Raw genomic sequence first — 22820 nt, forward strand, 5'->3', positions numbered from 1 at the left:
AAGGAAGTCGTAACGATGAAGAAATTTCTATTATTCCTGCTTCTTGCGGCGACCTCCATGCTTGTCGTACCAGAAGCGATATACGCAGAGCTTCCCTATCGGACCAGCTATTACGACAGCAATCAGGCTGCTTGGCTGCGCATCCAACCGATATATACGCCGGCAGAAACGAAGAGGATACGCTTCGTCGAGCCGATTGATCTTCAGATAGGCTCGGACGACAAGGTGTACGTCGCTGACAAGGGAGCCAATAAAATTATCGTGCTCGATAATGATGGCGAGCTTCTTCTCACGATTGGTGAGGAGGAGGGAGACAGCATGCTGAGTGCTCCCGAAGGCTTGTTCATTACACCCGAGGGAGTCATCTATGTCGCGGATTCAGGCAATCAACGAATTGCGGTATTTGGACCAGACGGCAAGTTTATTCGAGAATACAAGAAGCCGGCATCGAGTGTTTTGGAGCAATCACATTTTGTGCCCGTCAAGCTTGTCGTCGACCGGCGCGGTGTTATGTACATCAGTTTGAACTCCTCCTACCAAGGACTGCTTCGCGTTAATGGGGCTGGGGAGTTTATGGGGTACTTCGGTGCCAATAAAGCGCAGCAAACGGTACTTAATTGGCTGAAGAAGCTCATTCTCAATAAGGAGCAGCTCTCGAAGGAGCTGGCAAGCTTGCCGCGACCCATCACGAATGTTGCGATCGATCATGACGGCTTTATTTTTACAGCGACAGCAGCGGGGTTCGGACAGGGAGCTATTCGGAAGCTCAATGCCGGAGGTGTAGATGCCTTCAAAAACAAAACACTCGTGAATGGCCATGGGATCGTGGACGTTACAAGCGATGCAAACGGGTTCCTTTACAACATTGATATGGGCTCTGGCCGCATTAATATTTATGACAAAAATGGTGAAGCGCTGTTTGCCTTCGGATTCATGGACAACGCAACGCAGCAATATGGTGTTTTGGGCTTTCCAACAAGTATCGGTGTGGATTCCAAATTCGGTGTCTGGGTATCCGATAGCCGTACGGGAACGATCCACAAATTTGTCCGTACCGAATTTGGAAGCGATGTCATGAATGCACTGGGTCTTTACCTGGACGGCAAATATGAGCAAAGCAAGCCTTATTGGGACCGGGTTTATGCCCGCAATGATATGTACAATGGGACCTTTCAAGGGCTGGGCAAAGTATATTTGCACGAAAATAATCATGAGGATGCGTTGTCCTTTCTGAAGACTGCCTTCGATACGAAAGGGTATTCCAAAGCCTATTGGCAAATTAGACTGGATTTTTTGCAGCAGTACTTCCTATGGATGGTGGCTGCTATCGCAGTGCTTCTGCTGCTCGTACGTTATGTACCGCGTGCCATCAGGAAGCAGATTAAGCGCCGGCCATTACCTGAGTCGTGGCAGCGGCCACTGGGTGATTTGCGAAATTTGTGGTATATCATGTTTCATCCTTATGAGGGCTTTTACAAGCTGAAGGAAGCAAAGGTTGCTCCGTGGATTATTATTTTGATCCTTATCTGTGCAGTAGCGGTGAAAATCGCGACGATCTATTACACAGGCTTTTTATTCCATCCGGTGGAGCTCTCGCAAATCAATCTTATCGGCAGTCTGGGCTTGTTCGTAGTGCCATGGATAACCTGGATCATTGCGAATTATCTCGTATGCAGCATCAAGGACGGAGAAGGAAAATTCAGGGAGGTCATTCAAGGCAGCACCTATGCGCTTGCTCCGTATCTGTTTTTCTCAATCCCGACGTTAATTTTAAGCAATATGGTGACGCTGGACGAGCGAATTATTGTCGATACGCTCAACGCAGTCATGTTTCTGTGGATGGGTGTCATGTTGATCGTCATGACGCAGGTGATTCACAATTTTGATTTTATGGAGACGCTCAAAAATATTGCAATCACCGTGTTTACGATCGGAACAATTTGGTTGTTTGCTTTTCTAGTATTCGGTTTGTCCTACAATTTGTATGATTTTTTCTATCAGCTTTACAAGGAGGTAACCTTCTATGGTTGAGCTCATCAAGCGAACTTCCCTTCGAGTAAAGCTCGCAGCAATCGTTTTTCTCGTGCTGATCATTTCTACGCTTAGCATTGTGCTGCAAAGTAATGAGCTGGCGCCAGCCAAGGCGCTGGAGCTAGCTGGCATCGAGAAGCCGACAATGAGCCGGGCATCTCTTTATGAGGGGGAAGCATGGAAGCCGCAAGCTGGAGAGGATGGCTTCGCTGAGGCGCTTGCAAACGATCAGTTTGCACTCTTCATTCATCCCGGCAGTACGCAGATCGTTTTGGTCGATAAAACTACAGGCTATAAGTGGAAAAGCAATCCGACTGAGGCCGAGCTTGGCAGCGAGACGGTGAAGGGGGTATTGCTCGCCAATTTAAAATCTCCCTTTGTCTTGACCTATGTGCGGACACAAGGAAAGGATCAGACGATCCGCGAGGTTCTAAACGCAAGTGACCCAAATATGGAGACATCCTTGATCAAGTCTGCTGAAGGGCTGCAGATCTCGTATGAATTTCCTGAGCGGCAGCTGAGCTTCTCGATTCAATACGAGCTTACGGAGAAGGGGCTTAAGGCTCGTATTCCGACAACCGGAATTAAGGAGGACGGAGAATTTGCCGTCTTCACGATCGATCTTCTTCCTTATTTTGGAGCAGCGTCCTCAGATGAGGACGGGTATATCTTCGTGCCTGATGGACCTGGCGGCTTGATTCGCTTTGACACTGAAGGGGTTGACGTATCGAGAGGCTATATCCACCAGGTCTATGGTCTTGAATTGACCAATACAGGCAATTGGAGCCGTTCCGGGGAAAATCGGGAAAGTATTGGGTATCCCGTATTTGGAATGAAGCATGGCAGCAACGCCTTTATGGCTGTCATTACAGAGGGCGGAGGCTCTGCCAACATTTCAGCAATGCCGCCAGGTCTAAAATCAGGATTGTACAACGTATACACGAATCAGATTTACAGAGAAGAATATTTGTATCGTATTAGCCGTCTTGCGGCACCGATCAAGGCGATTCAGAAGCAACGATTGGATACGGATAGAGAGGTGGAATACCGTTTCCTAAGTGGAGAGGACGCAGATTATGTCGGTATGGCGAAGGCATACCGCGATTACATGACGGAGACCGGCAAGCTGAAGGAGCAATTGAAGCCAGTGGAGCATACACCGCTCTATCTGAAAATTATGGGCGGCAACTACACGGAGGCTTTTAACAAAATTAAGTACATTACGGCTACGACGTTTCCGCAGGCGACGAATATCGTCAATGGACTGGTGGAGCAGGGTGTTGCCAACCTCAAGGTTATTTACTACGGCTGGCAAAATCAAGGTGATTATGATCTGTATGACCGCTTCCCGATTGAAAAAGCATTAGGCGGCGAAGCAGCGGCAAAGGACTTCATCTCTGAAATGAGCAAGCAGCAGATCGATGTGATGTTCGAGGATGATTTTGTATGGATCGATTCGGAGAATTCCGATTTATCAGGCAAAACCAACGGAATTAGGGGCATCGATGAAACGGTATTCGTGGAGGAAGGCTGGTTTATCAGCAAGCCGGGACGGACGGTAGCGATGGCCTATGAAACGATGGCTAAGCTGAAGGAAATAGGCGTTTCCGGTATTTTATTCAACTGGATTGGCGAGATGGTGTTCCATGATTATGATCCGTCGGGCATAGCCACCCGCTCAGATACGATTGCGGTATATGAAGGCTTGCTCGCTTACGCAAGGGAAACGCTTGGCTCGGCAGCTGTTTACCGCGGCAACGATTACGCGGCCATACAATCCGACTATATCGCAGGTCTGCCGTCGGAGTCCAGCTATGACTTCATGGTTGACGAGACGGTTCCGTTTTATCCCATTGCGCTGCATGGTTATGTCTCTTACTCCTTCGGGGACGGCAATCTGCGCAATGACGTTGAAACTGAATTTCTAAAAGCAATTGAATATGGGGCCGTTCCTTCCTTTTTCTTGACGCATGAGGATTCCCGAGTGCTGAAGTACACTGCGGCGAGCTTCCTATTCAGCAGTCAATACGAGAAGTGGATAGAGCGCATTTTGAAGGAATACAAGGATTTTGATTCTTTGTCTTCTGTATATGCTCAGAGAATTATGAACCATGAAAAGCTGTCGGAGGATCGATTTGCGACGGTGTATGAGGATGGGACTCGAGTGATCGTCGATTATGGCAGCAAAAGCTTCGTAGTAGAGAAGGGGGATGGCGCATAATGCAAGCGAAGGCAAGAGGACGCGCGGCGCGCCTATACCTCTGGAAGCGCTACGGAATGGGATTGCTTTTTATGCTGCCATGGATCATCGGATTTGCGATGTTCGTGCTCATTCCGATCAGCTGGTCGTTATTTATGTCCTTTAACAAGGTTCAGGTAGCGGTTGGAGGCTTCAAATATGAATGGATCGGCTTTCGCAATTACCGGGATGCATTCTTGAAGGATAATGTTTTTCCGATTGAGCTGATTACGTATATTCAAGAAATGCTGCTAATGGTACCTATTATTGTTATTTTCGCCTTACTCATTTCCTTAATGCTAAATCAAAAGTTTCCGGGAAGGTTCATTTACAGGGCGTTGTTCTTTCTTCCCGTTATTTTTGCTACTGGGCAGGTGCTCTCTGAGCTGTTCCTTCAAGGGGCAGGGGATATTCCTTTCCTTGAACAATACAATTTGCTGCCGCTCGTTGAGGAGTATGTAGGCAAGCAATTTGCAGAGACGGTCATGGCTGTTCTCGGTAAAGCTATTCTTATTCTGTGGTACTCCGGCGTTCAAATTTTGATCTTTATTGCTGGCTTCCAGACGATCTCACCAACGATTTATGAAGCTGTGCGAATCGACGGGGCTTCTCCTTGGGACAGCTTCTGGAAAATTACGCTGCCAGCCTGCGTACCGTTCATTAGCTTGAATATGCTCTATACGATCATTGATCTGTTTACATTCCCGCTTAATCCGGTGTTAAAGCATATTAAGGACAATATGTTTAAGGTGGATACCGGGTATGGCTATGCGAGCGCGCTTGCTTGGACGTATTTTGGGCTCATCTTTGCGCTGATTGCCCTCGTATTGTGGCTGTTCAACCGAAGCCTGAAGACAAGGAGGATGCATTCATGATTACCGCGATGAAGACGGAGCTTGCGAAGGCGAGCCGCAGCATTAGAGGTGTGCTTTGGAGCCGCAAAGCTCAGAAAGTGAAAGTGCTGGTGATGGGAAGGAGCTTGTCAGACGGCATGCTGGCTAAGCTTATCATCTATCTGCTGCTCTCGATTGTTGCCTATCTATACTTGCAGCCAATTTTGTATATGGTGAGCACAATGTTTAAGAACATGAGTGATCTGCTCGATCCAACCGTAAAATGGATTCCTCGGGAAATCACTTGGGAGAACGTTACTAAAGCGCTAAAAGGTCTGCAATATCCAGAAGCGCTGAGGAACACTGCCCTAATATCGGTTACCTGTTCTATCGCACAGGTAATCATTTGCGCAATGACTGGCTATGCGCTGGCGCGGCTGGCACTGCCGTTTAAGGGACTATTTACGGCATTGATCATTTTGACCTTTTTGATTCCGCCGCAGGTCATTATTATTCCGCTCTACGTTATTTTCAGCAAGCTCGGTTTGTTGAACACCATTTTTGTCTTCCTCATTCCCGCGGTATTCGGACAGGGACTTAAGGGAGCACTGTTTATTCTCATTTTCCGTCAGTTTTTCAAAGCGCAGCCGCCAAGTCTGGAGGAGGCCGCGAAGCTGGATGGAGCAAGCACGGCAAGACTGTTTTTCGGAATTATGCTGCCGCTTGCCCGTTCTGCCTGTCTAGTCGTGTTTCTATTTTCCTTTATTTGGTACTGGAACATGTACTACGAGCCATCGATGTTTCTGACAAAAGGCTTCACGCCGCTTTCCATACGTCTAGATATGCTGGAAGAGGTGCTGAATCCGTCCTTGCTAGGGAACACTCGCACAATCGTTAATCCAATTACGGAAAGCACCAAAATGGCCGCGGCATTCCTAATCATTCTTCCGCCGATTCTCGTATTTATGCTGTTGCAGCGCTGGTTCGTCAGCGGTATCGAGAGAACCGGAATCGTCGAGTAGCCTGTACGCATCTTCTAATAACAGCAATTTAAGGGGGGATGCTTGGCGAGAGGTAACGATGATGAAGCAGCAGTAAACACTGAGGGGAAGATTTACGAAGTAGTTTTGCTTCACAAAACTAAGCCGACGCTTACGAAGTAAGTTTTGCTTCACAAAACTTTAGGAGGTTCAATCAATGAAAAACAAACGCAGTTTTACTTGGATGTTATGTATCGTTTTGATGTTCGCTATGGTACTTTCCGCTTGCTCCAGCAATAACGGGGGCAGCAATGCTCCGAATAATCAAGGCAAGGCTACTGAGGCTCCTGAGACAAAGGAAGACAAGCCTACTGCTGAAATTGAGAAAAAAGATCCAGTTACTCTCAAGCTTATTTCATGGTCTGATTCGTATACGGAATTATACAAAAAATTTAATGAAAAGTATCCGTGGATCACGATTGAACAGATACCGGTTAATGGTCAGTCCATCATGGAAATTATCGCTTCATTAGAAGCAGCAGGAACACCAGCTGATTTGACTTGGATCGATAGTGATTTGATCACATATGATCAAGCTGGCTTAGTGGAGGACCTGACTCCTTATATTGAGAAGGACCCGACGCTCCAAGATGTTCAGCTTCCGGAAGGCTTCTTTGATACGATGACGTATAAGGATAAGAAGCTTGCAGCACCATTCGTAGATGTACCCATGTGGATTTTGGTTAACAAAGATTTGCTAGCTAAGCATGGTGTTGAAATGCCAGCAAACGATTGGACATATGACGATTTCCGTGATGTAGCGAAAAAGATTACAGATCCAGAGGCGGGCGAGTATGGTTTGACGACTCAGCCTGAATTTCAAATGCGCGTACTTAGCACGAAGGCGATTGCTGATGGACACGCGGCAAATATTCATTATTTGAATGAGGATTTGACACAAAGCTTGTTGAATACACCAGATGTTATGAATGATGTAAGATGGCTGGCCGATTTTGTTTGGAAAGACGGATCTATGCAAAGCAATGCAAAGGCAGCCGAGCAGGGCGACGTGACGCGAGAGTTCATCAATGGAAAAACCGGCTTCGCGATTGGCGGGGATTGGGTGCTTCCAGGACTTAAAAAGGATGCAAAGTTTGAATGGGATGTATTGCCTTTCCCAAGAGGCAAAGTAAGCCAGCCGGGTTATAGTATATATGGTCCGCTTTCCTTGCTTAGCGGTTCGAAGCATAAGGAAGAGGCTTTCCTATGGATTAGCTTCCAATTCTCGAAAGAGGCTCAAAAGTGGAAAATCGATCAAGGTGCAAACGCTTCGGTTATTGATCCAGAACTGACAGCTTATTATGATGAAACCCCAATGTGGGAAGGCAAAAACAAAGAAGCAGTTAAAATTGCTAAGGAAAATGCGAAAATTCAACCAGGCGTAACGGTTCCTGCATGGTCTGAATACAACTGGAACAATATTTTGAACGAAATTATATTTGACGGCGCAGACATTAACAGACTAATTCCGGAAACTGAACAGTGGAACAAACGTACACTAGAGGTTCGAGAGTCGCTCAAATAAGGCAATCAAGACTATATTTAACGATTGGAAAAACATCCTGATTTGCATTTTGCAGAACAGGGTGTTTTTTTATTGTATAGGAAACTATGGATTCTCCGAACCTGTTAATAACGATGCTGCTCCAGCAGCCGGAGAGGGGATAACGAAAGCTAACGGAAACCAGAGACGCTAAAGTGCGATTTTTGGTTAGCGTCTCTGGTTTCCGTTAGAGGTCCGAGCTGACGCGTCTGCGATGTGCAATCACCTGTAAGGGTGTTTTTGTTCAACTATAGGAAAGGATATCATTCGCCATACTTTCTCTATATTTCTGAGAATAAGACGCGCTGGCGCCGCCAAAGGACGGCGACAGCCGTTTCACCTTGTTTGTCTCATTTTGTCAAAAATAGTCGCCTTTCTGTGACATAAGTCACAGAGCCCCCACATGAAAATGAGTTAGTATGGATGAAATAACGATGGGGGATAGAACTGATGAAAATAGGACTTCGCTCGTTAACGAATAAATTTATGCTGGTTATGGCGGCTGCACTGATGGTTGTCATTAGTGTGATTTTAATTTATGAATGGAGAGTCACGCGAATTACTGTTGAAGATCAGCTGCTTGCTAAAGGTCGCGAACTTGCATTATCTTTAGCCCACACTCTAGAGCATATTACTGAGCAGGATTTGATTACAGGTGTCTTCCTTCAGGATGGGACCAAATGGGAGGGAAGTCAGCTAAAGACTGATTTGTTTAATGATCGACTGACGGTGAATTCGGAAAGTGAACAAGTCGCTGAGAAAAGGCGGCAGGACGCTTCCTATGCGGAAAAAAATGCGGTTTTATACAATGGGAAGACCATTCCGCTCTCTCAATATGAGTTGAAATATGACAGCGCGTACGATCGGTATACCGATTATCGGTGGCAAGGGATTATTGATAGCTTTCTAACTGAAGAAAATGTCATTTACGCGATGGCAGCTGCTTATTCCGAGAATCCAGAATTTGCGGGTTATATCGCAACGCATAATTCGGTATACAGCGCTATGAATGATCAATCTACTGATACATGGGGGGATACTGGCTTTCTCAGCCAAGACTATCGCTCCAATCGGATATTTAACGATCAAACCGGCTATAACGCCGTTACGAATATGAATACAGACGATGTATATTTGCAGAAGTATGATCGTTTAATAGATGGAGAAATCGTAGAGACTTGGGATGTTTCGTATCCGCTAACCATTGATGGGAAGCATTGGGGAAGCGTCCGCGTCGCGTTATCCAAACAAAATGCAGACGCGCTTATCGCCTCGGAAAGAGGAAAGTCTCTGCTGCAATTTGGAGGCTTGATGCTGGTCGTTTTAGTCATCTTATTTTTGTTAACTCAGTTTATGGTAGGTCGCAAGCTGCGTACTATCGTTCGCGCTGCTGTTAATTTGAACTCTAGCGAAGCGGATCTTACCTATCGAATAGAGAATAAAGGCAATGATGAAATTACGCTGCTGGGAGTGGAAATCAACCGTTTTATTGAGCATATGCAAGATTTGATGCGTACGATTCGCTACAATGCAGTCTCGGTGTCAGATTATGCTGGCAAGCTGAGCGTAGGCTCGCATCAGAGCAGAGAGCTCTCGTCCCAGCTTGCCTCTACGGTTAACGAAATGGCGATTGGCGCGGAGAATCAAGCAGATGGTGCTGTTGAGGTTGCGAGGTCGATGGAGGATATGGCTACAAGTGTTGGAAGAATTGCTTTTTCCTCAAACATAATGGCGGAAGCATCAAGCGATATGCTGGCTGCTGCCGAGGAGGGCCATGAAAAAGCGAATAACGCTGTTGGGCAGATGGAGAGATTAGGCACGGCAACTGCTGCTATCTCGCGTGTCATCGGACAGCTTAATGAGCGCTCATCTGAAATTCAAGAAATGGCAGGCACCATTGCGGCTATTGCGAATCAGACGAATTTACTGGCGCTGAATGCGGCTATTGAAGCAGCTCATGCTGGCGAGTATGGCCGAGGGTTCGCAGTCGTATCAGGCGAGGTGAGGAAGCTTGCGGAGCAGGCATCGAATCATGCCGGTCATATTGCAGAAACGATCAATGAAGTGCTTGCCTTAACCGCAGACGCGGTCGGCGCAGTAAATACGGGGGAGCAGGAGATGGAGCAAGGAATGAGGATCGTACACGAGCTGAAGGATTCCTTCGATACGATCTGGAAGGAGTCCCGTCAGGTTACGCTGCAAATTCAGGACGTATCTGCTTCGACTCAGGAAATGGCGGCAGGCAGTGAACAGGTCAGTGCCTCTGTTGATACAATGGCTCAAGTAGCAAAGGATACTTCGGTCCATGCTGCCCAATCAGCGGCTGACACGGAGCATCAAAATCAGCTTGCCGAAGAGACGCTAGCGCTAGCCTCGTCAGTGAATGAGCTCTCCGAGGAGCTGCGGAGATCTATTGAGCGGTTTAGGATTGAATAAACTTTTTTTGCAATAAGCCCTTTGTTTAATCAGCTATATCTGATACAATTCACAAATCAACTACTTACAATTTAATAGAATAGCTTGTATGGTGCTGCCGTAAATATTCGTATGCAGCTTAATAGGGAAGTTCGGTCAAAGTCCGACGCGGTCCCGCCACTGTATCGCAGAGCTGACTATCAGTTAATCCACTGTCTATTTAAGACGGGAAGGAGATAGTTTGGCAATGAAGCGAAGCCAGGAGACCTGCCATAGAAGCGCTCTATATTTCTCACGAGGATGGGAGGGAGATGTTTATTTGTGTTTTGCAATAGGTATAAGTAGGCCTATGCGTGAATACACAGGTATGACCAAACATCTTGCCAATACGGAAAGGTGTTTTTTTTTTGTTTACATATGATGAAAAAGGAGAGAAAGCTTTGATTACATTTAATAGATTTATGAAAAAGATGCTTCCTGCTATGTTGGTTTTTGTTCTAATTTTTGGGTTATTTGCACCACAGGTAAGTAAAGCGGCAGATCATACAGACAACACTTCATTAAATACGATGATTGAGAAGACTGTTGATTATTATAAAAATAGAAATACAGAACTGACCTCTTGGTGGGATCTCGTTGCACTTTGGGGTGCGGGTCAAAATTTAAGTGACGGCAGCTGGCAGCTTCCGCCTTGGTATAAAACTGATCAAGGATTGCTGCCGACCGCATCAGGAACCGAGCATATCAATTACATCTTTGGTTTGCTAGCTATGGGGGAAGATCCTGCACATGCCTGGGAAACCAATCGTAATCTGTATGCAGAGCTTGCTGCTCAGCAAAATGCAACTACAGGGGCAATTGGAAATGGATTGACAAACAGGCATATGTGGGCAATGCTTGCACTTGATACAGGAGCGAAGCTGGGAAGCTCTGTCGGTACGTGGGATGCAGCGGCTAAGCAGAAGGCTGTAGATTATTTGTTGAGTAAACAGCTTTCAGACGGGGGCTTTGCTTTCTTCGGAACGACTTCTGACGCTGATATGACAGGTATGGGGTTACTTGCGCTAGGAAATTATCAGAATGATAGTGCTGTTCAAAGTGCAATTGTAAAATTAAAAGCATTTTTAAAAACAAAGCAATTAAACGGAGAACATGTAATGTTTGGCAACAACTCCAACAGCATGTCAGCAGTCGTAACGGGCTTGACAGCAATTGGAGAGGATGTTTTATCAGATGCGTGGACTGATAATGGCAACAGTATTCTGGATTCCTATGCACTTTTCCAAGTGCAGAATGGGGCTTTCAAATATTTAGAAAGTCAGTCAAATGCAGATGCTATGGCGACTAATCAGTCACTTATCGCATTACTAGATACCAAATATCAGAAGACGGTATGGCATCGCTTCGCTGATATTAAACTGCCAGTTCGGGTTTCGGTAGAAGTAGACGGCATTTCTGATCGTATTTACGAGAAAAATATCGTTTCTGTTCCGCAAAGTACGAACTCGGCAACGGCTTTAGATGCGCTTAAGTACGCACTAGACAAAGCAACACCTGCTATCCTTTACAACATTGTAAATAGCAGCTATGGTCCATATGTACAAGGAATAGACGAGCAAGAAGCGGGCTCCCTTGGCGGCTGGGATGGCTGGATGTACGAGGTTAATGGAGCTGCACCAGATGTAGGTGCAGGAGAATACCAGCTCAAAGAAAATGATAAGGTTCGATTCTATTATAGTCGTTACCCAGCTATTGCGACCGCGGCAGAGCTGGCAGGCGGCACAACTGATCCCTATGTTGATGTTACACTTGTAGGAGATGATTTCAGCAGTGAGGCCATTTCCGCTGAGAATTGGATTATTAATACAAACTCAGCAGACCTAACGGTTCAATCTATAACGAGTGTAAATAACCAAACCGTTAGAATTCAGCTTCATGGTCAAGTAACGAGTGAGCCGATTACGATTCAAGCATTATCAGCGGCATTAATTAGTAAGCAAAAGAGTAATACGATTACTCTGAGAATTCCGGTAAAAGCTAGTCTGCAGGTTGACGGGATATCAGGGGCAATTTTTGCAGCACAAGAAGTTAAAATTAAAAACACTGAAAATCCGACAACAGCGCTAGATTTGTTGAAGAAAGCTCTTGATCAAGCAGTTCCAAAGATTAGCTATGAGATCGTAAATAGCAGCTTCGGTCCTTATGTGAATGCGATTGACGGTCAGGCAGCGGGCAGCCTTGGCGGCTGGGATGGCTGGATGTTTGAAGTCAATGGAGCTGCGCCATCCGTTGGAGCGGCTGCTTATGAGCTTAAAGAAAATGATGAGGTTCGTTTCTATTACAGCAGATGGCCTGCTCTTTCTACGACTACAAAAATTGCAAATGGCGCTTCAAATCCTGCTGTAGAAGTTTTGCTAGCTGGTGATGAGTTCACAAATGCAGCTGATGATATCAGCAATTGGTCCATCCATGTAGGAAGCACAGAGCTGCAGGTAAGTTCAATAATTAAAGACAATAACAAAGTTACAATCTCTTTCGAGGGAACAGCAAACGGCGGTGCGATTACAATTAAAGCGTTAGAAGGAGCTTTAGTTGGAAATCAAGCGAGTGATCCAATATCAGTTATTGTCCCTCGCATCATTAGCGATTCAGTGGATCAGTCTTTCGCAATTGATGAGAATGAAACAGCTGTCGTAATTGGCTCTTCAAGCGAAGCTGCAGCTACTAACAATGTAGTATTGACGTTTGCATCAACTGATCTGCCTAAGGTAACGGCAGAGCGCGGCAATACGACGCTTGAGATTCCAGCCAATACAAAAGTAACATCGACTTGGAACAAGGAGCTTCAGCTTCCAACAAATCTAAGCCTGGACGATAGCAATGTAGTATCCAAGATGAATACGGCTTTGTTAGGCGACAATAAAAAAGTAGATGCTGTTGCGGTACGTATTAACGTTGGCGGCGACGAAAAAATCCAATTTAGTCAGCATGTTACTCTTACTTTAAAGGGACAAGGTGCTAAGGAAGCAGGATTTGTTGATCAAACGGGAAGCTTCACTCCGATTAAGAAATATGCAGATTCGGCTATTCGAGCAGATGAAGTATACGCCTATAATGACAATGGCGATCTGATCATCAAAACGAAGCATTTTACTTCTTTCTTAGCGTATTCGACTTCAGCACTAACGACATCTGGCGGTGGCGGTACGGTACCGGTAGCTCAAACCGTTAAGCTCTCCGTTGAAAAACGTTCATTGGGTGAAGGCGATATTGTAGCTCCTGTTACGATTACGATTCAAGCAGGGGATACGGCTTTCACCGCACTTAAACGTGCGCTTGATGATAAAGGAGTAGCTTTGCAATATACCGGTTCAGAAGCAAGCGTTTATGTTCAATCGATTGACGGTCTTGCTGAGTTGGATAAGGGAGCGGGCAGCGGCTGGATGTATTCGGTTAACGGCATTTTTCCTCAGATTAGTGCTGGAGCATACACGCTGAAAAACGGTGATGTGCTGCGCTGGCAATATACGAAAGACTTAGGCAATGATATAGGCGGGGATACAGGTTTAGGCGGAAACACAGAAACTGGTGAACAGGTCCCTGGTGGAGATAACGGATCATCAACCATTAATTACAAAGACGCAGCCCAAATTTCCAGCTGGGCTAAGGAAGCTGTAACCAAAGCAAGTGCACTAGGCTTCATGCAGGGTACAAGCACGACAGATCCTAAATTCGAGCCGAAACGTCTTCTAACCCGTGCTGAATTTGCTGCTTTGATGGTTAAATATTCTGGAATAGACCCAATAAATGAGGACGCTGGCTTTACTGATGTTAGCAGTAAAGACTGGTTCTATGGTTATGTAGCAGCAGCTAAGGAAAAAGGCTTAATGTCAGGTAAATCAGACACTAGCTTCGCACCTAATGCGTCCATTTCCAGAGAGGAAGTGGCTGCGGTTCTTGTTAGATTTAAAGGGCTGTCGGACTCTAACGCCCCGCAAGCTGCACTTAAAGACCGTGATGCGGTATCCGCATGGGCAGTGCCTTATGTAAATGTTGCCTACCAAACAGGCTTAATGACAGGTGATAATGGACGATTTAATCCACAATCATTTGTAACGAGAGAAATGGCTGCTGTCGCCATTATTCGTCTCTATGAATTGAAATAATTTCGTTCTGATCGAGAACTCATACAACAGAAAGGCGTACGCTCCCTCCACTTGGAGGAAAGCGTACGCCTTTTGTTTTTTGCTGATTCGACGCGAAGGTGGGAAGATGCGTTATAATATAAGGAGGAGCACCATTTTGCCTCATGATCGATTAATTACATAAGGAATAGGATGAAGGGTTATGCTTCAGCTTTTTGAAAGAAGTATTCGTGATTTTCGAGCAACCTATAAGAAGCATCTTCTATTTGAGTATTTATTTATGCTAATGACAAGCTTTGTCATTATCCCGATTATTTCTTTTATTTTCAACCGTGTGCTCCGGGTCATTGGCTCGGGCTCGGTGCTGAATGGCGAGGTCTATAAGATCGGGCTCAGCTATACAGGGATACTCGGATTAATAGCGATTTGCTTGGTAGCTATGTTTGTACTGTTTATTGAATTCGGTGTCGTCATCACGATTGCGCAGCAGCATTATTTTGGGAAGGATGTATTAATTGCTGATGCACTGCTGACGACGCTTAGACATACATCGAAGCTATTTGGTTTTGGGATTATTCAACTGTTGTTTTTTCTGCTTTTTCTAGTGCCGTTTATTGATTCGCCGCTATCGTCTTCCTTTTTTGCACAGTTTAACGTTCCGATATTTTTTAACAATCAGGTTTTGAGCTCATCTTACACCATGCTGGCCCTGTACGCGGTTTTGTTTCTAGCCGGTATATATACATTCTTGCGTTGGATTTTCGTTTTGCATTTTATTATGATTGAAGGCAAATCGATAAGGAAGGCAATTAGAAGCAGTCTTGTGCTCACGAAGGGGAAGCGCTTATCGCTTTTGATTCATTTGTTTTTGGTTAATGCCCTTGTATTTTCACTTGGTTTTATGGTCATCTCCTCAGTCGCTTATTTGCCTTCATGGCTGAATATTAATGTGCTCAAGGCGATGACGGATCACTATTCATTAACTTTATCCACGGTGCTTACCTACATGTTTACTTTAATGCTCGTACCCGTGAACATTATATTTTTGACCCGCCAGTTTTACTATTACAATGGAAAAAAAGGCATTAGGCCTAAGGATGGCGTTGTTATTAGTCATAGCCGTTTTTTGGGACCCTTGGAGAAGCGTTTCATTGCATTCATCAAGAGAAGAACCCGCAAGCGGATTTTGTACACAGCGATTATCGCAGCATACCTAGCGCTAGCGCTCATTGTCAGCTATGCTGCTAATGATAATTTGGTTTATGCCAAATGGAGCGTGCTTATTGCTGCACATCGCGGTGATACGCTGACAGCACCGGAAAACTCGCTTCGCGCTGTTCTAGGCTCTGTGGAGCAAGGCGCCAGCGCTGTCGAAATCGACGTTCAGCTGACGCAGGATGGTGTAGTTGTACTTCATCATGACTATAATTTAAAGAGAATGACGGGTGTCTCGAAACGAGTGGATGAGCTGACTTACGATGAGATAGCGATGCTGAGTATTGGCACGTACGAAGGCGAAGGAGATATCGATGAAATAGACCGAATTCCGATGCTGTCTGAGGTGCTTGCTGCATTGCAGGGTCAGACGAAGGTGATCATTGATCTAAAGCCTTATGGTCCAGGCGAGGAGCTTGCTAAAGAGGTTGTCAATTTGGTTGAACAATTCGAAATGGCAAATGATTGTTATATTCAGTCGTTTGACAGGCAGACACTGCAGCAAATCAGGCAGCTCAACCCAGACATAAAGATCGGACAAATTCTTTATTTTGCGGTAGGTGATTTGTCTCTGCTCGATGTTGATTTCTATACGATTGAGCAGGTGATGCTGACCAAGCAGCTTGTCGATCGCGCGCACAGAAAAGGCCGTGAGGTGTGGGTGTGGACTGTCAATACGGATCGGAATTTGAAAGAGGTGCTCAAATTTGAGATCGATGGCATCATTACCGATTACCCGTCACGGGTCAATAATATGGTGGAGCTGAATTTGTAACTGGCGCTAGGGAAGGGAGCATGCAGCATGACTCAAATAAATAAGTACAAAAGCTTTATTATGTCGCTCCCTTCAGGTGGGCTGTCCAGGGAGCAGTTATTTACGAAGGAATTGCTGCTGGAAGAGCAGGAGGCTATGTCGATTTATTATGTGCCTTATGAATATGTGAACACGCAGGCAAAGCTAATGATTATTGGGATAACGCCGGGCTTTACCCAAATGGAGGTAGCTATTCGAAGCGCGCGTGAGGATTTGCTGCTGGGTGTGCCGCTGGAGCTGATCGACAAGCGAGCGAAGAAGCTGGCCAGCTTCGCGGGTACAATACGGACAAATTTGATCGAGATGCTTGATCAAATTGACTTGCCAGCTCGAATTGGCATTAGCAGCAGCAAATCCTTATTCGAGGAGCGCAGAGAGCTGCTTCATACGACCTCTGCCATTCGATATCCCGTGTTTATCAATGGCAAAAACTATACCGGCCACAGTCCCGCTATATTGAAGTCCAGCATACTTAGCCGCTATGTAGAGACGATCCTTCTACCCGAATTAATTGCGGTCAAAGACGCCCTCGTCATCCCACTGGGCAAGTCCGTCTCGGAGGTTGTGCAAGCGCTTGTGGAGAAAGGCTGGCTGAATGCGGAAAGATGCTTATTTGAGATGCCGCATCCTTCAGGAGCGAACGGTCATCGGCAAAGGCAGTTCGAGCAGCATAAAGCAAGCATGCAGCAGCAGGTTTTGAATTGGTTTAGCCGATCCTAATGGCAATAGAGCAAGGAGTGATAGTCGATGCATAGTAAGAAGGTACGATTGATTACGGGCTTTGCCGTCCTTACCTGTCTCTTATGGTTATTCGGATTAGGCTGGGCGGTAAAGGATTATTTGATTGGATCGCAAAGCCCAGCATTATCGCCATCTGCAGCGGAGCACCCAGCTGCACCTTCCGATAAGCTGAAAATTGTCGCTTTGGGCGACTCGCTGACGAGAGGCACTGGCGATATAGAAGGCAAAGGTTATGTTGGGTATGTCAGTGATCAATTGAAGCAGTCAGGAATGGATATTTCTTTAATTAATCTCGGCATCAAGGGTTTAGTCTCTCCGGATCTAGCGGAACAAATGAAGGAGAAGGAAATTAGCCGCCAAATCGGACAAGCTGATGTTGTTCTGATGACAATTGGAGGCAATGATCTATTCCTTGGCGGACAAACGCTGTCGGATATTTCGGAAGCGAGCATTACGGGGCTGGAGGATGCTTTTCTGAGTAATCTTGAGGCTGTTATCACGAATATACGTGCGGTTAATACGGAAGCTGCTGTTTATTTATTAGGGCTATACAATCCGTTCAGTGAATTTGAAGATGGGGAGCTCTTGTCCGGGGTCGTCAGGCAGTGGAATTACAAGGCAGCAGAGCTGCTGGCGCAGGACACCAATACGGTGTTCGTACCCACCTTTGATATTTTTCAGAGGAATGTGAACGACTATTTGTTTACGGACCATTTTCACCCGAATGAAGAGGGATACCGGTTAATGGCCAAACGAGTGGCGGACTTGATTATCGGAGCGGGAGGACAATCATGAGCGACATCACCTTATCGGTTCGAGGACTTCGCAAGGTCATTGGCAAGCGGACCATTATAAAGGATTTAAGCTTTGAGCTGAAGCGCGGTGAGGTGTTTGGCTTCTTAGGACCGAACGGTGCTGGGAAAACGACAACGATTCGAATGCTCGTGGGTTTAATTAAGCCGACCTCAGGGTCCATTGAGATTTGCGGACTGGATATTTCCAAGCATTTCACGCGTGCAATGGGGCATATGGGCTGTATCGTAGAAAATCCAGAGCTGTATCCGTTCTTAACCGGCATGGAAAATCTGCGTCACTTTGCCGTTATGATCAGCGGCATTACGCAGGAGCGAATTGACGAGGTCGTCGCCTTGGTCGGCATGCGCGAGCGGATGAACGATAAAGTGAGCACCTATTCACTCGGCATGCGGCAGCGGTTGGGCATTGCGCAGGCGCTGCTCGGCAAGCCGGATGTGCTTATTTTGGATGAGCCGACAAATGGACTGGACCCGTCGGGCATTCGGGAAATGCGCGCGTTTATTCGGTTTTTGGCGGAGGAGGAAGGGCTCACAGTACTCGTATCCAGTCATCTGCTGCACGAAATTCAATTGATGTGCGACCGCGTAGCCATTATTTCGAAGGGTGAAATCATTCGTGTAGATTCAGTGCAGCAATTGCTTTCCAGCGAAGAAAGGTTAGTATGGCGGTTACTCCCGCATATGCTGGGACGCACAGTAATTAGCGAGTTAACGGCAGTTCTTGATGAGACAGATGAGACGGTCACAACCGCTTATTTGGAGCCGGTGGTTGGAGAGTGGAATCGCAGGCTGGTAGAAGCGGGAGTGACCGTACTGGAAATGAACCGGAAGCTTCCGGCGCTTGAGGATTTATTTCTTGAGCTGACAGGAGGCGAATCTATTGATTAATCTCGTCCAAAATGAAATGACGAAGCTGCTCGCCAAGCGCCGCTTCACAATTATTTCGATCATTATCATCGTTCTGCTCTCGATGTTCTCGTATGCGCAGGTGAAGCAGTCCGAGTCGATCAGGGAGCGTATAGGGACAGTCGATTGGCGAACGGAGCTGCAGCAGCAAATCGTCGATATGCAAAACAGGCTAAGCAGCGCGGGACAATGGCGCGAGCAAATCCAAATTCAAATTAAACAGTCCCAATATTATTTGGATCATGATGTTAACCCATCAAAGCCCGGTGCTCCAACCTTTATTAGAGGCTTTGTTCAAAACTCCGCAGAACTGTTTCTGCCGCTGCTCGTTATGATCATTGCGGTAGATCTCGTCTCGTCAGAGCGAAGCATGGGAACGATTAAGCTGCTCCTGACGCGGCCGGTGAGTCGCTTTCGGATTTTGCTCAGCAAATATATCGCTCTGATCTTGTCGGTATCGCTTGTCATGTTCCTGTTCGGCATATTGTCCTATTTGATCTCGGTCATCGTATTTGGCAATGAGGGATGGTCTGCACCGATCTTAACGGGCTTCTCTACGCAGGGAGATGAGCTTGATATATCTGCTGTGCGGCTCGTGACGCAGTGGCAATACATTGTTCAGCAGTTTGGACTGGCATGGTTTATTTCCATCGTCGTTGGGACATTGTCCTTCATGCTGTCGATTCTGATGCGAAGCAGCGCGGCAGGTATGGGAACGATGCTGGCCTGCTTAATTGCTGGTGCGATTCTTAGCAATATGGTCTCCTCATGGGAATCAGCTAAATATTTATTTATGGTCAACCTCGGGCTCATGAATTACGTGAGCGGTTCGGCACCTCCAATTGCGGGCATGACATTAGGTTTCTCGCTTGTGGTGCTTACGGTCTGGATGGTTGGGTCGTTGATCGTCTCCTTTACGGTGTTCATGAGGAAGGACATTTATTAAATGGCATGAGTCTGACTTGTCCTAAAATAGTTCCCCTTCTCATATGCATGTAGTAGAAGAGGAGCGTGATAGGGATGGACAAGGCGGTACGCAGATATTATCTGCAAAAACAAAAGCAAAAAGAAATAGAGCAGGAGCTCTCTGAGCTGCGCAATGAAATCTTAACGTATTTGACGGAGCAAGGGACAAATGAGCTGGAGATTGGCAGTCATAAAGTGAAGGTCGTAATACAGGAGCGCAAAGAATATGATGATACGAGGCTGTATGAAGCGCTGCCCGATCCTGAGCTGTGGCGGATGCTATCGAAGCCCGACACGTCCAAAATTGCCAGCCTGCTCAAGCTAAATGTCATTACAGAGGATAAACTGAAGGATACCTTCGCAACTAAGACAGTTAGGGTGCTTCAGGTAGACAAGAAATAGTAGCGTACTCTAGGAAAAGAGCCTCCAAAAACGGATTAGTCCGTTTTTGGAGGCTCTTTTAAATGCAGCGGCTGCCTTGCTATAATGAGCTCATTACGACAAAATAGGCATATAGATATCAAACCTAAGGAGTTGAGCTCGTGCAGCTAATTAAAGGGCAGAAGATCGATATTACCAAAGGACGCAGCATGAAGAATCTAAGCTTGCAATTTGGGTGGACATTGAACCGCTCGGCAATGAGTGTGGACGGTGCAGCTTTTATATTGTCGGATAAAAATCGCTGTGAAAAAGATGAGGACTTTATATTTTATGGTAATCCTGCTGCTAGAAGCGGTGGTCTAGCTCACTCAACGGAGCAGCTTTCTGATAAAGAAAGTATACGAATCTCACTCTCAAGACTTCCAGCCCATGCCCAAAAAATAGCATTCACGGTGACGATTCATGAGGGCGAGAAGCAGGGGCATTACATGAAGGATGTATCCGGTTTATATATACGGCTTCTAAATGCAGATACGGGCGAGGAGCTGTTCCGCTTCGATTACGGCTCTGAATTTTCCAAGGAGACAGCTGTTGTTGTCGGCGAGCTGTATCGTAATCATGGGGAATGGAAATTCAATGCGATTGGAAGCGGATTTTTTGGTGGATTAGAGGCGCTCTGTACCAACTTTGGGCTAGTCGTTGAAGAGGCTGCTCCCGAGGTCGCGGCAGCTGTTGAAGAGCTGGTTCTCTCGAAAATAGATCTGCGCAAGAAGCTAGTGCAAATCACGTTGGAGAAGAAAAAGCTGACGAATGTAGTGGCCAGAGTAGGCATCGTGCTGGATATCACCGGTTCGATGCAAAATTTGTATAAGAATGGAACCGTACAAGAAGTTGTGGAGCGGATATTAGCCGTTGCTTGTAAATTTGATGATAATGCAGCCTTGGATGTGTGGGTGTATGATACCCATTTTAGCCGGTTGCCCTCGGTGACGGAGAAGGATTTTGACCAGTATGTTGAGAAGCATATTATGAATAATACCACGATCCATAAGTTTGGTCGCAACAATGAGCCTCCTGTTATGGAAGACGTTATTCATAAATATACCGTGGAAGAAAATTCGCCGACACCTGTATTTATTATTTTTATCAATGATGGCGGTGTGGTTAAACCAATTAAGAAAGTCATTGTGAATGCGGCTGTTCAGCCTATCTTCTGGCAGTTCATAGGTATCGGAAGCTCTGATTTCGAGGTGTTAAGGCAGCTGGACACGATGGAAGGAAGAGTTGTTGATAACGCGAATTTCTTCCATCTGAACGATATCAGGGCGATCTCCGATGAAATGCTTTATGATCAGCTATTGAATGAGTTCCCGAAATGGATAAAAGAGGCAACGGAGAAGCGAATTATTCGGCAGTAAAATACAGTGTATAGGCAGGAATGGCGACAGGCGTTCCTTTACCTACATATAGTGTGGGGAAGGAGGCACAGTGATGAAATATAAAAGCAGTACACTGAAAAGCAAATGGATAAAAAACAGTTGGTTGTTGAAGCAGCCGGATTTGCGCAGATATGTTCCAAAAACGATGCTTTTCAATCGGAAAAATCTAGCAACGATGCTCTCTATGTTTTCCACTGTATTCTTCAAGCCAACGGGAGGTACAGGCGGGGCAAATATCATTCGAATTAAGAAAAAAACAGGTGGTTACCAAATTCAGTACAATACGGTCAAAACGTATTACTCCACCATGGATGGCTTATATCAGAAGCTGAAACGATTTTCCAATCAAAGATCATTTTTGCTGCAAAAGGGGATTCACTTAGCGAGAACAAACGGAAATCCGTTCGATCTTCGTGTGATGGTCCAAAAAACGAATAACGGAAATTGGAAAAGCACTGCTATTTTCGCGAAAATAGGCAGTCCGGGCAAGGTAGCCACAAATTATAATCAAGGCGGTAAAATAGGTTTTCTTCATGGAACGCTTTCAGGTGCAGGATATGGTCAGGCCTCGATTGGGCAAATGGAGCAAAAGCTATTGAAGCTAGGTGTCTCCGTTGGGAGGAATTTTGAGCGTCATTTAAAAGGAATGAGGGAGATCGGCCTCGATGTAGCTTTGGATTCAGAGCGCAAGCCATGGATTCTTGAAGTTAATACGAGACCACAATTTTATCCGTTGAAGAACATGAAAAATAAGGCGCTATATCGACGAATCGTTTCCTATGCGAAGCAATATGGAAGATACAAATAAATAATTCTGTGATTCATCCCCTCTAGAATACCATCGCAAGGCTTTATCTTGTTTCGATTCTATATAAGTTGAACTTAAGTTTTAGAACCTATGGTAAAGAAATAACGACCTGCATGTCGAATAAGAAAGAAAATAGTTCGAACAGGCAGGGATGAAATTTCTTTGGTTCAACTGATATAGTTGGGTTAGTTCGTTTAGGAAATAGCGCGATAGGACGAGGCTACGCTGCAGTTTGTACAACGTAATCGACGTTACTTGTCTGACTCGATACGTACACTGTAGTTTGTGCAATAGATTGCCTTTTCTAAGGCGATATTCGTTGGTTTGGAGCTCTTTCTCCTGCATAATTACAATGTAGCCATCCGTAACAGCTCTCATGTGAGGTTTCAATTGTAATAAGTGCAGGCTAGGTTGCTTCTCGTTAAACGATATACCTTGAACCAAGGTGAAAGGGCTATCGCCGTCCTTTGGCAGCGACCAAAACGTAAA

15 protein-coding genes, 1 pseudogene and 1 riboswitch are annotated in these 22820 nt (G+C 45.8%); all 16 genes and pseudogenes read left to right on the forward strand.

Annotated features, from left to right (window positions below):
• Positions 1 to 15 precede the first annotated feature (15 nt).
• Complete coding sequence (locus tag MHI37_RS09815; RefSeq protein WP_076337772.1) at positions 16 to 2031, forward strand: YIP1 family protein; 2016 nt, start codon at positions 16 to 18, stop codon at positions 2029 to 2031.
• Positions 2024 to 4252 (forward strand): DUF5696 domain-containing protein, encoded by a 2229-nt coding sequence (locus MHI37_RS09820; protein WP_076337771.1) that lies wholly within the window; start codon positions 2024 to 2026, stop codon positions 4250 to 4252. The genes MHI37_RS09815 and MHI37_RS09820 overlap by 8 nt, the downstream gene beginning before the upstream one ends.
• The gene (locus MHI37_RS09825) at positions 4252 to 5145 is read left to right on the forward strand and encodes a sugar ABC transporter permease (RefSeq protein WP_076337770.1); all 894 of its coding nucleotides are present in this window, start codon (positions 4252 to 4254) and stop codon (positions 5143 to 5145) included. Before MHI37_RS09820 ends, MHI37_RS09825 begins: the two co-directional genes overlap by 1 nt.
• Positions 5142 to 6125 (forward strand): carbohydrate ABC transporter permease, encoded by a 984-nt coding sequence (locus MHI37_RS09830; RefSeq protein WP_083676350.1) that lies wholly within the window; start codon positions 5142 to 5144, stop codon positions 6123 to 6125. The genes MHI37_RS09825 and MHI37_RS09830 overlap by 4 nt, the downstream gene beginning before the upstream one ends.
• A 175-nt stretch (positions 6126 to 6300) precedes the next feature.
• On the forward strand, positions 6301 to 7668 hold the full coding sequence (locus MHI37_RS09835) for an extracellular solute-binding protein (RefSeq protein ID WP_076337769.1): 1368 nt from the start codon (positions 6301 to 6303) through the stop codon (positions 7666 to 7668).
• 468 nt (positions 7669 to 8136) lie between these two features.
• Positions 8137 to 10122 carry a methyl-accepting chemotaxis protein gene (locus MHI37_RS09840; RefSeq protein ID WP_076337768.1) on the forward strand — a complete coding sequence of 662 codons (1986 nt, stop codon included), beginning with the start codon at positions 8137 to 8139 and terminating at the stop codon, positions 10120 to 10122.
• Between the two features lie 72 nt (positions 10123 to 10194).
• Positions 10195 to 10391: riboswitch (cobalamin riboswitch) on the forward strand.
• 150 nt (positions 10392 to 10541) lie between these two features.
• Complete coding sequence (locus tag MHI37_RS09845; protein ID WP_144023717.1) at positions 10542 to 14267, forward strand: DUF4430 domain-containing protein; 3726 nt, start codon at positions 10542 to 10544, stop codon at positions 14265 to 14267.
• 181 nt (positions 14268 to 14448) lie between these two features.
• The gene (locus MHI37_RS09850) at positions 14449 to 16236 is read left to right on the forward strand and encodes a glycerophosphoryl diester phosphodiesterase membrane domain-containing protein (protein WP_076337766.1); all 1788 of its coding nucleotides are present in this window, start codon (positions 14449 to 14451) and stop codon (positions 16234 to 16236) included.
• 27 nt (positions 16237 to 16263) lie between these two features.
• Positions 16264 to 16995, forward strand: coding sequence for a uracil-DNA glycosylase family protein (locus MHI37_RS09855; protein ID WP_076337765.1), 732 nt, complete (start codon positions 16264 to 16266; stop codon positions 16993 to 16995).
• Positions 16996 to 17022: 27 nt separating this feature from the next.
• Positions 17023 to 17811 carry an SGNH/GDSL hydrolase family protein gene (locus MHI37_RS09860; RefSeq protein WP_076337764.1) on the forward strand — a complete coding sequence of 263 codons (789 nt, stop codon included), beginning with the start codon at positions 17023 to 17025 and terminating at the stop codon, positions 17809 to 17811.
• On the forward strand, positions 17808 to 18719 hold the full coding sequence (locus MHI37_RS09865) for an ABC transporter ATP-binding protein (RefSeq protein ID WP_076337763.1): 912 nt from the start codon (positions 17808 to 17810) through the stop codon (positions 18717 to 18719). The genes MHI37_RS09860 and MHI37_RS09865 overlap by 4 nt, the downstream gene beginning before the upstream one ends.
• On the forward strand, positions 18712 to 19683 hold the full coding sequence (locus tag MHI37_RS09870) for an ABC transporter permease (RefSeq protein WP_076337762.1): 972 nt from the start codon (positions 18712 to 18714) through the stop codon (positions 19681 to 19683). Before MHI37_RS09865 ends, MHI37_RS09870 begins: the two co-directional genes overlap by 8 nt.
• 74 nt (positions 19684 to 19757) lie before the next feature.
• On the forward strand, positions 19758 to 20105 hold the full coding sequence (locus tag MHI37_RS09875; RefSeq protein ID WP_179090247.1) for a hypothetical protein: 348 nt from the start codon (positions 19758 to 19760) through the stop codon (positions 20103 to 20105).
• 140 nt (positions 20106 to 20245) lie between these two features.
• Positions 20246 to 20761: pseudogene (locus tag MHI37_RS09880) on the forward strand (TerD family protein); the annotation flags it as partial.
• 63 nt (positions 20762 to 20824) lie between these two features.
• Positions 20825 to 21502: a VWA domain-containing protein gene (locus MHI37_RS09885; protein ID WP_256710583.1), complete on the forward strand. Its 678-nt coding sequence runs from the start codon at positions 20825 to 20827 to the stop codon at positions 21500 to 21502.
• Positions 21503 to 21575: 73 nt separating this feature from the next.
• Positions 21576 to 22331 (forward strand): YheC/YheD family protein, encoded by a 756-nt coding sequence (locus MHI37_RS09890; protein ID WP_076337760.1) that lies wholly within the window; start codon positions 21576 to 21578, stop codon positions 22329 to 22331.
• The last annotated feature ends 489 nt before the right edge of the window (positions 22332 to 22820 follow it).

It is taken from the genome of Paenibacillus sp. FSL H8-0548 (assembly GCF_038630985.1).
Classification (GTDB): domain Bacteria; phylum Bacillota; class Bacilli; order Paenibacillales; family Paenibacillaceae; genus Pristimantibacillus.